We start from the raw sequence: 12314 nt of genomic DNA on the forward strand, positions 1-12314 counted from the left end.
AAAAATAAGAATGAAAAAAATATAAAAATATATAAGAGTAAATTGTTTTTGAGCTGAAATGGAGAAATGAAATTATCATGAAAGCAACAGATCATCTTTTTTTGGTTGATGGATCAAGCTATGTTTTTCGTGCTTACTATGCTTTACCACCTTTGAAACGCAAAAAGGATGGACTCCCTGTAGGAGCTGTTGCTGGTTTTTGTAATATGCTATGGAAACTTCTCTGTGATGCGCGTAATACAGTTACCGGCATTGTTCCAACCCATTTCGCTGTTGTTTTTGACTATTCATCGGATACCTTTCGTAAGCAAATTTATCCACAATATAAAGCTAATCGCACAACACCTCCTGAAGATCTTATTCCTCAATTTTCTCTCATACGTCATGCAACAAAGGCTTTTAATTTGCCATGTATCGAAAAGAAAGGATTTGAAGCGGATGATTTAATTGCTACCTATGCACAGTTGGCAACAAAAGCTAAAGTAAAAACAACGATTATTTCTTCTGATAAAGATTTAATGCAATTGGTAAATATATATGTGTCTTTGTATGATGGAATGAAAGACAAGCGTACTGGTATCTCTGAAGTTATAGAAAAATGGGGTGTTTCCCCTGAAAAAATGGTTGATTTGCAAGCTTTGACTGGAGATCCAACAGATAATGTACCAGGTATTCCAGGTATTGGTCCCAAAATTGCAGCGCAATTGCTCAATCAATTTGGCTCTCTTGATCTTTTGTTGCAACACGTGACAGAAGTTAAACAAACTAAACGACGTGAAAATATTCAAGCTTATAGTGAACAGGCAAAAATTTCTCGTGAATTGGTTCAACTTAAAACAGATGTACCTGTAGAGAATGATTTAGACGATTTTATTTTAAAACCCCAAGATGGTCCGCGCTTAATCGCTTTTCTTAAAGCTATGGAGTTTACTACATTAGCGCGTCGTGTAGCAGAGGCAACAGCATGTGATGCAGCAGTTATTGATGCCCTTGATATAGATGTTGAGTGGGAAAAGTCTGGAGATGAAAGTGATTCTGATTTAAAAATAGCGGAGAAAGAATCCCTTCATGATTTTTCTGAAAATTCCCCACAACGGCTAGCACAAAAACGTCAAAATCAAGCTTTAAACCAGAAAATTACAAGAGATTCCTATACAACCATTCTTGATGAAAAAACGTTGAAAGAGTGGTTATCACAAGCACAAGAGCAAGGCTTTTTCGCTTTTGATACGGAAACAACTTCTCTTGATCCCATGCAAGCAAAACTTGTTGGTTTTTCGTTGGCATTACAACCGGAAAGAGCAGCTTATGTACCCCTTGAACACGTTGAAGGAGAAGATGATCTTTTGAGAGGAGGGCGCATTGTTTCGCAGATTGAAACACAGAAGGCTTTGGCGCTTTTAAAGCCGATATTAGAAGATGAAGCAGTTTTAAAAATTGGTCAGAATATAAAATATGATTGGCTAGTAATGAAGCAATATGGCATCGGGATACATTGTTTTGATGACACAATGCTTTTGTCGTATGCTTTAGAGGCTGGAACTCTAACACACAGTATGAATGCTTTGTCTGAACGTTGGCTTGGTCATAAGCCAATTGGCTACAAGGATCTAACGCATAACGGAAAAAAAATCACGTCTTTTGCAGAGGTGGATTTGAAACAAGCAACCCTTTATGCTGCGGAGGATGCTGATATAACACTTCGGTTATGGAAAGTTTTGAAACCACAACTTGTAGCGCAGGGGATGACTAAAATTTATGAACGTCTTGATCTACCACTGATAGAAGTTCTTGCAAAAATGGAAGAACGCGGGATTCTTGTTGATCGACAGATTTTGTTGCGTCTTTCAGGAGAATTAGCGCAGTCAGCTTTTATTCTAGAAGAAGAAATTTATCAGCTATCTGGTGAGAAATTTAATCTTGCTTCACCAAAACAATTAGGTGATATCCTTTTTGAAAAAATAGGATTACCTGGAGGTGCTAAAACGAAAGGTGGGCAATGGTCAACTTCCGCACAAACTTTAGAGGAATTGGCTGCTGAAGGTCATGTTTTACCGCGTAAAATTATTGATTGGCGTCAACTTGCAAAACTAAAATCTACCTACGCAGATGCTTTGCCATCTTATATTTTGCCAAAAACAGGGCGTGTTCATACGAATTATTCTTTAGCAATGACATCAACGGGGAGGTTGTCGTCATCAGAGCCCAACTTGCAAAACATTCCAGTGCGAACTGCTGAGGGGCGTAAAATTCGAACAGCTTTTGTTGCTCCAAAAGGGCATGTATTGCTTTCGGCAGATTATAGTCAAATTGAATTGCGCATTCTTGCGCATATTGCTGATATCAAGGCATTAAAAGAAGTTTTTGCTAGGGGGCAGGATATTCACGCTATAACAGCCTCACAAATGTTTGGAGTAGCGGTAGAGGAAATGCCATCGGATATACGACGACGTGCAAAAGCGATTAATTTTGGCATTATTTACGGCATTTCGGCTTTTGGGTTAGCCAACCAATTGGGTCTTTCACGGCAAGAGGCGGGGCGTTATATTCAACTTTACTTTGAAAGGTTTCCAGGAATTAAAGACTATATGGAAACGACGAAAATTTTTGCACGCCAAAATGGTTATGTAGAGACAATTTTTGGACGTCGTATCCATTATCCGGAAATAAAAGCAGCTAATCCACAAATTCGTTCTTTTAATGAGCGCGCTGCTATCAATGCGCCGATTCAAGGATCAGCTGCGGATATTATTCGCCGTGCTATGATTCACATGGAAGATGCTTTGGAAAAAGAAAAACTGTCAGCAAAAATGTTGTTACAAGTGCATGATGAATTGATTTTTGAGGTGCCAGAAGAGGAGAGTGAAAAAACTATGGCTGTTGTTAAAAAAGTTATGGAAAATGCTACAATGCCGGTTCTTTCTTTGTCTGTGCCGCTTGAAGTAAAAGTAATGGTTGCTCAAAATTGGGATGAAGCACATTAGCCTTTTTCATTTATTTTGTTTTTAAGAGTAGCCATTGCATGAGAAAGATCAAGATAAGCTTTGATAGGCAAGTGATCTGAGGCAATACGCGCAAGCGGTGAATGATGATTTTCAATACGTATCACTAGTTGATGAGGGAAAGCAAGAATTCTATCAAGAGCCAGAAAGGGAAAACGAGAGGGAAAGCTTGGTACAGTTCCAAATGTGCTATCAAAATAGGGCGCGAAGTGGTTTAAAGATGAACTTTTTCCTATCCGCCATTCATTAAAATCCCCAATAAGCAGTGTAGGCATAAGAGGGCGTTTTTGTAGCAGTGAAAGAAGCGTTTTTGTTTGCTGATTACGAGAATGGCGTAATAATCCAAAATGAGCGGCAATAACACGAATAGGACCTGCTTCCATTTCCAGCTCTACAATCACCGCACCACGTGGTTCAATACCGGGCAGAGTGATTTGTAAGGTATCACGTACGTATCCTTTTCGCAAAAAAAGAGCATTACCATGCCAACCATGACCATGAGGTGACATAGTGTTCAAAGACACTGGAATCAGACCTGTTTCGGCTTTTAACAGCTGAAGGTCAATCAAACCAATCCGTTCACCAAAACGTTTATCTGCTTCTTGAAGGGCAAGAATATCAACTTGCAGTTCAGTAATAACTTGTACAATTCGAGTAGGATTAAAAACTTTATCAACACCTATGCACTTATGGACATTATAGGAAGCGACGGTAAGATCATAATTATCATTGTGGTTGATTATGTCTAACCGATGACAAGATTGTCGGCGGATTGTCTTTAAAAGGAGATTATTGAGCTTTTGCTGGATAAATGCTGTGAACTGGGAAAATTTTTGTTTATGATATTTCTTTGTCATTTTGTGAAGTGTATATGCCAAAGTGGTAAAAGGTGTAAGCTTGCTTAAAAACTAAAAAACCTTGTTTCTCAAAGGAAACAAGGTTTTTTAATTAAGAAATAATTGCTACAATTAATCACGGTTTGAACCGAGAAATTGCAGTAAGAAGACAAACATATTAATAAAATCAAGGTAAAGACTTAACGCACCCATAATAATTTTACGTCCTTGAGTATCATTTGCATCTCCTTCATAATACATCAATTTAATATTTTGCGTATCATAAGCTGTGAGACCCGCAAAGATAAAGACGCCAATCACAGAGATAGCGAATTGCAAAGCACTTGATCCGAGAAAGATATTCACAATCATGGAAAGCATCAAGCCAACCAACCCGATAAAAAAGAATGAACCCATCGCCGTAAGATCGCGCTTTGTTGTGTAACCATAAAGCGAAAGAGCACCAAAAGTTGCAGCGCTAATAACAAAGGTTTGCACAATACTTTCTGTTGTATAACGTAAAATGATTGAGGACAATGAAAGTCCAACAAGGGTAGCATAACCGAAAAAGAGGCTACGAGCCGCACTTGTACTCAGTGTATTGATTTTGAAACTAAGGAATAATACCGCCACAAGTGGTGCAAACATAATAATGTAAGAGAATGGCGATGTATAAAATGTTACTCCAAATGAAGTTAAGTAAACACTGCTACTGATTTGAGCGGCTGCCTGGCTCATTTCCGTTGTCGTTGCTAATGATGCAACTGCATAAGCGGCAGCAGCTGTAATAAGCAAACCAATGGTCATTGTATTATAGACGCCCAGCATATAGCTGCGCAATCCTTGATCAATTGATGCATCGGCACGAAAGAGTGACGCCGGACGTGAATTTTTGAAATCAGCCATAATATAAAGTCCTTTAGCATATGTTCCGTCAGATATTGGGGTTAGAAAGGATCGTTACCTTTTCGTTTCTTATAAGCTTTTACTTGACAAAAAGAAACAACCCCAGGTTCTGCTGGCGGAATTCCAGCTTACCTGCCTTTATTATGGGGATTTATTTCAAAATTACAAGAGACTTTTGTTAAAAGGAAAACTTACAAATTGGTAATGAAAGGGGGCGGTTTTGATCAAGGACATCGAGTCTTTTTAGTAAATTTTTATAAAGCTGGAGAGATGATTTCAGCGATGTTCGCTTAAGATGCAAATATCAGAAATTTATTTTTGCATAACTTCGTTGATAGTTAACTAAATTCTCATAATTTTTAGGTTAAGTACAGCGTATTTTAGAGCCAGTATGAACTTTTAAAGAGTTAAGAATATAAATCCATAAACTTATAGGGTCTATGAAGAAAATCTTCAATTTTTTGTACACATCCTACGATTACTAGAATCTTTAATGAATTTATTGTTAAGTGTATAACTTTAATCAAAAAATTCAAAAGATGATATGAAACCTAATACGGAGACAACTACTTTCCAGTAAGTTAATGATGGGCAGAACTTTTTAGATTTATATCATATTAAAATCAACAGGCTCATGGATGACAGCTGTTATTTTAGGAAAAAGTTTACGGTGTGTGTGAATGTTAGAAGAACTTGAAAAAAAAGAGTTTTCAAAACCATAAATTTTAATAGGAACCACTTTTGCTTTATCAATAATTGCAGCGCTCTTTTCATAAACTTTTATGAAGTTTTTTGTAACAGAGATATTTCTTTCTAGAAAAATAATAAAAGGTTTCTTTTGTATTACGGTGTTTATAAAATGGCGATTTTTGAACGATTTGGTGAGATCAGTGGGAAAAGTATTTATGTATTTAACAAAGGGATGCATCCACCAAAGTTTTGCAGTATGAACGTCAATAACAATAATTGGATTGCGCAAATTGATTATTTCGCAAATAGTTAGAGCCAGAAAAACATTGAGAAAGGATACATGGTTAAAAGCTAGAATGGGGAGGGGGGCAGCTTTGGAGAAATTTTCTATACCTTTGATTTCTAAACGAAAAAATATGCGAAAAAAAATAAAAATAAAGTCGCGGAGAGGATTCGTAGGCAAATATTTTAGTAGAACGATTGCCGTTATTAAAGAGCTAATACCAAGAATAAGAATTATCTTATCAACTGAGGTACCAAGATATTGAATAAAAGTGATAATACCTGCTCCCATAACCATAATAGCGGAATTGAGGATGTTATTGGCAGCAATAACGCGTGCGCGTTTACGAGGTTTAGCCCAGGCTTGCAGCGCAGAAAATCCAGGAACAACAAGAAAAGTACTTGAAATTGCTGCCAAGGCGAAATCAAATATCATGCGCAATAATTTCGAATGAGAAAAAAAATCAATAAGCTTTTCAGCTTTTAATTCAGGATCAAGACCATTAAGAATAATACTTAAGTCTATGCAAACAAGGCCAAAGACAAAAGTTCCTATGGCCGCTAGTAATAAGTTAATTCGTTCCGCTGAGAGCCAAGCTGCCATTGCAGATCCGAGAGCACCGAAAATGGAAAACAATGTTAAAAACATGATAGTTCCATTGGGAAGGTAATTAAGAAAAGCCATGAGTATTGGAATGATAGATAAGAGTGTGGCTCCTATAAACCAAAACCAAGAAACTATAAGGCTTACAATCAGTAAGCGTTTTTCTTGGATACAGTATTTGAGAATAGATTTGGTAGCACGTATGATGTTATAGTCAACAATGAGATCCGATTGCGCAGGAATGTTTTCTGGCATAAAACAACTTGTAGCCCACGAAAGTATAGCTAAGATAATTATAACGAGTGCTGGAATAATTTGAAGTTCATTTTGAAAATCGAAATTGAGTCCAGCCCATAATGTTCCCAATAAAATAGCAATAAAGGTTGCTGTTTCTATCCATGCATTGGCACGTGGTAAGTGAGATTTTGCCATATGGTCTGGTAATGTTGCATACTTAATGGGTCCAAAAAGTGCTGAAGCAGAACTAAAAAGAAATAAACAGAACATAAGCAAAGTGATGGAAGATAAAAAGAGAGAGCCCGCGGTTGCTAAAGCAATAAAGAGAGTAAAAAATTTAATCAAGCGAGCAATTTTTGCTTTACTAAAACAGTCAGCTAATTGGCCTCCTGTTGCAGAAAATAAAAGATAAGGAAGTGAAAAAACACCATTTGTTAAATTAATAAGGCTTGGTTGGTATTCTAAAGCACTACATGTGATAATGAGAAAAACTAAAGTATTTTTAACAAAGTTGTCATTAAAAGCAGAAAAAAATTGACACCAAAACAGAGGTGCAAAAGCACGCGAACTTAATAAAAAAGAATGATCATCTGCACTTAGAAAATTTTTTGGAGGAGCCGAATTCTTTTCGTTCATATTTCTTCTCCCTATCGTTTAGTTATATACTCTGTAAAAGAAACAGCATATTTCCAAGAAAAAGAGAGAAAAAATAATATGTTTTTTTAATTGCAAGTCAATAAATGGCTGTATTGTCTGTCTGAATAAAGAAATATAAACAGATGGAAAAAGCAAAAAGACACTGTTAGAATTGATTGCAGCTTTGTGCATACTATCCACAGTTCAATTGTTAAAATGCGTGACGCTTTTTAGGATAAGTATAAGAGCATAAAATAGCGGGGACATGATAATTTTAGAGTACATTCGATGAGAGAGCAGTTTTAAACTGTGTCCGATAAATTAGTGAATTGCTGAAAGATATAAAGAATGACGTATCAGAATAAGCTTTGATATTGAATCTCTATAATTTCATGGAGAAATTGAAAGTGAAAAATATAAAGATGTTAGCTTTCAGAGGCGAAATGGTTAAAAATTTTTCTAATTCGAAATTTATGAGTAAAAGCCGATAATATATTGCTTTCTTTTTGATTCCATTATCGAAAAGAGGAGTATTTTTGGAAAGAAGTAGTAATCTTATTCAGAAGAAGTGTTTTTGAAGACGCTTTTTCTTTTAATCCAGCTACGCAATTCTTCAAGAATAATCATAATAACACCAAGTGTGATAAAAGCATCTGCAAGATTGAAAACAGCAAAATAAAAGACATCATCAATATAAAATAGTATATAATCAATGACATAATAAAAACAGATTCGATCAATAAGATTACCAATTGCACCACCAATAATAAGGGTAAGGCCAAAGCGCGCTAAAAATTTATTGTATTCGGTATTTTTCCATAACCATAAAAGAAAAATAAGAATGATGAAGGTTAGGACAATAAGTCCCCAATGAGAAAAAGAAGAAAAAAAGGAAAATGCGATACCAGAGTTGCGTACGTGATAGAGAGAAAGAAAAGGTAAAAGCGGTATCTCTGTTCCGATGAGTATATTGTGCATAACCCAGTATTTAACTGCTTGGTCAATCCATACTATAAGAATTAAACTAAGGAGAAAAGAGAAAGATTTGCGTTTCATGTTATAGCCTTGCGTGGTTCCAATGTTAAAGAAGAACGGCGAATTTCATAAAGCATTATGGCTGTTGCTATTGCGAGATTAAGAGAATCAGCACGTCCACTTTGTGGAATACGCGCGAGTTTATCGCAACGATTTGCAAGAGTGTCTGGTAAACCTTGTTTTTCATTGCCCATTAAAAGTATAACAGGGCCATTTTTGAAATCAATTGTACGATAATCAATAGAACCCTTTAAATGTGTGCCAACGATCATGCCTTTAAAGTGTGTAGACCAGTTTAAAAAGGCGCTTTCGTCAAAACGATAAAGTGGTACAGAAAAAATTGATCCCATTGTTGCACGGACTGTTTCAGGTGAGAAAGGATCTGTTGTTTCACCGATCAAAATAACACCTTTAGCTCCTACAGCATCAGCAGTACGGATGATGGTACCAAGATTTCCTGGATCACGCACTCGATCAAGTGCAACATAAACATCTTCTGCCTGTCCTTTTATCATTTCAAGTGGTTGCCACTGTTGTTTAAAAATACCGATGACTATTTGTGGATTATCACGTCGTGCGATAGATTCCATGACCTTTTGTGAGGCTTTAATGACAAGACCACCATTGGCTACAGTGCGTGCAGCGGTGTTTTCAATAGCAGCGTTACCAATTTTGCTTTTAGAAAAAATGAGTGTTTTTATTTTCCAGCCAAGGTTGAGAGCATCAATCACTAATTTAAGCCCTTCTGCTATGAAAAGACCTTCTCTATTACGGTTTTTCTTTTGACTAAGTGCCTTAAGATCTTTAATGATAGGATTGCTAAGAGAAATAATTTCTTTAACCTTACCGATTTTAGGCATACACATGTTCAGGCAATCCAACGGCTAAAAAGAGAAGTAGAAAGAGCGCGTCCGGCGGTTTTTTCACGCAAGATCAATTCTCCTGATTCAACTGTACCGCCAAGGTTTGTGAATTCGCTAAGCATGAGAGTGTGAAGTGTATAGAAAGAAGCACGGATAGAATAAGCTGTGAGTACGACGGCAAGAGGTTTATTAGATAAAAGTTTGCGACAGTTTGCAACCATTGCAGGCAAGTGATCAAACAATTGCCAGATTTCGCCATGAGGTCCACGTCCATACGCAGGAGGGTCAAGAAGAATCATATCATAAGTTTTTTGACGACGCAATTCGCGTTCGACAAATTTTACGGCATCATCGCAGATCCAGCGAATAGAGCAATTTGATAATCCTGCTCTTTCTTGATTGGTTTTTGCCCAAGCAATGGTTTTTTTAGAAGCATCAACATGCGTTACATTTGCGCCAGCACGTGCACCAATCAAAGAGGCAATACCTGTATAGCCAAAAAGATTGAGCAACTTAATAGGACGTGTGGCGTTGAGAATTTTGTTTTCCATAAAACGCCAATGGGCATCTTGTTCAGGAAAAACACCCACGTGACGAAAAGAAGTAAAACGTCCTAGAAAGGACAATCCATTCCAAGAAAGTGGCCATGTCTCACCAAGTGGCTTTTTGGGAAAATACCAACGACCAACTCCTTCTTCATCTCGGTTTCCTGTGAAAACGGCATCAACATTATCCCAATGTTTTTCTGATAAAGTTGGTTTCCATAATGCTTGACCTTCTGGTCGAATAATACGGTAAGCTCCGTAATGCTCCAACTTTCTCCCATTACCAGAGTCAATAAGAGCATAATCTGCACTCACTCCTGTTTCTAAAATAAGAGGCAACTTTTCTTGCGGATATGTACCGCTAGGGTGTGGTTGAAAGCACTGCGCAAACATATTCGGTTTCACGATACAGCTAATGAAAAAAAATTACATTAAAAGGCTCTTAAATTTTTATAATAATATAGCCTCTGAAGTCGATTAAAATATTTATAAGATAAAGGGAGAGAGCTTATTTTTAATGATGTATTAAACACAACAAGGGAAAGATTTCACCCAATTACCTTTATACTATATCAGTGATCGACATTTTTAATTTCTCAAACTCTGCTTTACTTTCTTTAAGAGCTTTTTTGTATTTATAGTATGTAAACCAGTGGATTATGCTACTTAATAAAATACCAATACCGAAAAAAATAAAGAGCCATATAAAGAGAGGTGCTTGATAAGTAAAATTTTCAGAATTGATTCGAAAAGGATCAAGCGTCAATGTAACTATTTGGCGGTTAGCGATGATGAAAGCAATTAAGAGAACTGTTATAGGCACCAAAATAATTGCTAAAATAATACGTTTGGTTGTCATAAATTTACTCATTGATTAAGCCGATCACGCAAATCTTTCCCTGTTTTGAAGAAAGGAATCCATTTTTCTTCAACTATAACGGCTTCACCTGTTCGTGGATTACGACCATTGCGGGCTGAGCGGCTTTTAACAGAAAAAGCTCCAAAACCGCGAAGTTCAACACGATTCCCATTGGCGAGAGCTGTTGAAATTTCTTCAAAAATAGCATTTACAATATTTTCCACGTCTCGTTGAAAAAGATGCGGGTTATGACGGGCAATAATTTGCACAAGCTCTGATTTAACCAAAATAACCTCTCTTTCATACAAAAAAGATTTTTTACAATATTATTCACACATATACATTACATATATAAATGGGTGAAAGCAAAATAAAACCAAGAAAAAACGAATTGCAAGAAACAAAATTTGAAAATACATCTTATAAAGGTTATACAAGTCGAAAAACGCGGAATATTTAAGAGATTAGGATAATATGTCCGTACATGATCATTCTGAGATTTTTTCAACAAGTGAGAAATCGCTTTTTGAGGATGCTTTTTCAAAAGCATCCCGTCATTCACGTAATATTAATATCTTAAAGTTTCTGTTACCTCTCTGTACGTTGACTACAGCGCTGGTTTTTTGTTGTTTTACATTTTTCTTTGCTCCTGCTGCTTCTGATCTTGTAATTTCGAAGGATGAAGAGAGTGAGATGATGAAGTTGACGATGCTCAATCCAAAATTGGAGGGTTACACACGTTTTCATGAACCTTATTGGGTCAAAGCGGAGAAGGCCTTTCGAGATCGTAAACATTCTGAAGTGATTGGGCTGCAAAACATTACAGCTGAAGCGTTTATAGGCAAAAAAAGACGCATTTTTCTCGATGCGCAAGGAGGAAATTACGATAGTATGAATGGTTGTTTGCAATTAGATAAGCCATTTAGGATTACAACAAATGACGGAATGATTGCACAATTTATGGCAGCAAATATTAATTTATCTGATGGGCAATTAAATACAGATAAACGCGTGAATATTCGTCGTGCAGGTTTGCATCTTGCAGCAAATGCTTTGCAAATCCTAGAAAAAGGGCAAAAAATGTATTTTCATAACGGAGTGCATTTAGTGCTTGACAAGCAATGAGATCATATCAATACGAATCTTGAGTTTTCTTTGATAAAAGGAAAATATGTATCTGTGTGAAAAAAAATTGAGAGTGATAAGATGAAGCCAAGGAGATCATGCAAACAATGGATAGGTATCACTTTGGCTTTGAGCTTGGGAATGTTAGAGCTTGAAGCAGTTTCTGGATATGCTGAAGAGGCCCATTTTGGAATTCATCTATCAGACGACAAAGAACCGGTAGAACTTTATGCAAATTCTTTAGAAATACGTGATAAAGAGGGGATAGCACTTTTTAATGGTGATGTTTCAGTGGTTCAAGGGGAACGTCTTCTGCGAACAGCAAAATTAGTTGTTTACTACGATAAGACGCGTAAGGGAGCTCATGAGGATCAGGGAAATGCGAAAACAACATTGTCGGCTTGGTTTGGTTCGACGGGTATTAAGAAAATGGAAGCTTTAGGAAAGGTTTATATAAAAATTGCCAAGCAAATTGCTACGGGTGATAAAGGCATTTTTGATGGAAAGTCAAAAATGATGAGCTTGACAGGAAAGAATGTTGTATTAACCGATGGTGATAATGTTGCAACAGGATGCAAACTGACAGCAGATATGAAAAGCGGAAAGGCTTTTTTAGAAGGTTGTGAGACGTCTGAGAAAAAGGGTCGCGTTTCTATTATTTTTAAACAAAGTCAAAAGAATGGCCATTAAGATT

Annotated in this window: 11 protein-coding genes; 3 read left to right on the forward strand and 8 right to left on the reverse strand. The window is 36.6% G+C overall.

The genetic code is table 11. The annotated features are described in order from the left end of the window. Window positions 1-77 precede the first annotated feature (77 nt). The gene (gene polA, locus O9A_RS01455; RefSeq protein WP_034458086.1) at window positions 78-2984 is read left to right on the forward strand and encodes a DNA polymerase I; all 2907 of its coding nucleotides are present in this window, start codon (window positions 78-80) and stop codon (window positions 2982-2984) included. On the opposite strand, the gene O9A_RS01460 is transcribed toward polA, so the two are convergent. The 8 genes from O9A_RS01460 to ihfB all read right to left on the reverse strand — a co-directional run bounded on the left by O9A_RS01460 (window position 2981) and on the right by ihfB (window position 10782). Beyond that, window positions 2981-3859, reverse strand: coding sequence for an endonuclease/exonuclease/phosphatase family protein (locus O9A_RS01460; RefSeq protein WP_034458088.1), 879 nt, complete (start codon window positions 3857-3859; stop codon window positions 2981-2983). The two genes, polA and O9A_RS01460, sit on opposite strands and share 4 nt — an antisense overlap. A 111-nt stretch (window positions 3860-3970) precedes the next feature. After that, on the reverse strand, window positions 3971-4744 hold the full coding sequence (locus tag O9A_RS01465) for a Bax inhibitor-1/YccA family protein (protein ID WP_034458090.1): 774 nt from the start codon (window positions 4742-4744) through the stop codon (window positions 3971-3973). A gap of 607 nt (window positions 4745-5351) precedes the next feature. After that, entirely contained in the window at window positions 5352-7193 is a 1842-nt protein-coding gene (locus tag O9A_RS01470; RefSeq protein ID WP_154656360.1) for an MFS transporter, read from the reverse strand. Between the two features lie 555 nt (window positions 7194-7748). Further along, window positions 7749-8249 (reverse strand): signal peptidase II, encoded by a 501-nt coding sequence (lspA, locus tag O9A_RS01475; RefSeq protein ID WP_034458092.1) that lies wholly within the window; start codon window positions 8247-8249, stop codon window positions 7749-7751. Further along, window positions 8246-9094: a TrmH family RNA methyltransferase gene (locus O9A_RS01480; RefSeq protein WP_034458094.1), complete on the reverse strand. Its 849-nt coding sequence runs from the start codon at window positions 9092-9094 to the stop codon at window positions 8246-8248. Before O9A_RS01480 ends, lspA begins: the two co-directional genes overlap by 4 nt. Before the next feature lie 2 nt (window positions 9095-9096). Next, window positions 9097-10029, reverse strand: coding sequence for a class I SAM-dependent methyltransferase (locus O9A_RS01485; RefSeq protein ID WP_034458096.1), 933 nt, complete (start codon window positions 10027-10029; stop codon window positions 9097-9099). Between the two features lie 169 nt (window positions 10030-10198). Then, window positions 10199-10495, reverse strand: a complete 297-nt coding sequence (locus O9A_RS01490) for a LapA family protein (RefSeq protein ID WP_034458098.1) — start codon at window positions 10493-10495, stop codon at window positions 10199-10201. A gap of 8 nt (window positions 10496-10503) precedes the next feature. Continuing rightward, a complete protein-coding gene (gene ihfB / locus O9A_RS01495; protein ID WP_034458100.1) occupies window positions 10504-10782 on the reverse strand; it encodes an integration host factor subunit beta in 279 nt (92 codons plus the stop codon). 187 nt (window positions 10783-10969) lie between these two features. Between ihfB and lptC the strand changes: the two genes are divergently transcribed. Together lptC and O9A_RS01505 are read left to right on the forward strand one after the other, a co-directional pair. After that, window positions 10970-11620 (forward strand): LPS export ABC transporter periplasmic protein LptC, encoded by a 651-nt coding sequence (gene lptC / locus O9A_RS01500; protein WP_034458102.1) that lies wholly within the window; start codon window positions 10970-10972, stop codon window positions 11618-11620. Between the two features lie 81 nt (window positions 11621-11701). Beyond that, window positions 11702-12310 (forward strand): LptA/OstA family protein, encoded by a 609-nt coding sequence (locus O9A_RS01505; RefSeq protein ID WP_034458104.1) that lies wholly within the window; start codon window positions 11702-11704, stop codon window positions 12308-12310. The last annotated feature ends 4 nt before the right edge of the window (window positions 12311-12314 follow it).

It is taken from the genome of Bartonella koehlerae C-29 (assembly GCF_000706625.1).
GTDB classification, from domain to species: Bacteria; Pseudomonadota; Alphaproteobacteria; order Rhizobiales; family Rhizobiaceae; genus Bartonella; species Bartonella koehlerae.

Bases quoted from the DNA above. Each gene is read 5' to 3' on its own strand.
- O9A_RS01465 (WP_034458090.1), bottom strand. From the start codon at position 4,744: ATGGCTGATTTCAAAAATTCACGTCCGGCGTCACTCTTTCGTGCCGAT.
- lspA (WP_034458092.1), bottom strand. From the start codon at position 8,249: ATGAAACGCAAATCTTTCTCTTTTCTCCTTAGTTTAATTCTTATAGTA.
- O9A_RS01480 (WP_034458094.1), bottom strand. From the start codon at position 9,094: ATGTGTATGCCTAAAATCGGTAAGGTTAAAGAAATTATTTCTCTTAGC.
- polA (WP_034458086.1), top strand. From the start codon at position 78: ATGAAAGCAACAGATCATCTTTTTTTGGTTGATGGATCAAGCTATGTT.
- O9A_RS01505 (WP_034458104.1), top strand. From the start codon at position 11,702: ATGAAGCCAAGGAGATCATGCAAACAATGGATAGGTATCACTTTGGCT.
- O9A_RS01460 (WP_034458088.1), bottom strand. From the start codon at position 3,859: ATGACAAAGAAATATCATAAACAAAAATTTTCCCAGTTCACAGCATTT.
- O9A_RS01490 (WP_034458098.1), bottom strand. From the start codon at position 10,495: ATGACAACCAAACGTATTATTTTAGCAATTATTTTGGTGCCTATAACA.
- O9A_RS01470 (WP_154656360.1), bottom strand. From the start codon at position 7,193: ATGAACGAAAAGAATTCGGCTCCTCCAAAAAATTTTCTAAGTGCAGAT.
- lptC (WP_034458102.1), top strand. From the start codon at position 10,970: ATGTCCGTACATGATCATTCTGAGATTTTTTCAACAAGTGAGAAATCG.
- O9A_RS01485 (WP_034458096.1), bottom strand. From the start codon at position 10,029: ATGTTTGCGCAGTGCTTTCAACCACACCCTAGCGGTACATATCCGCAA.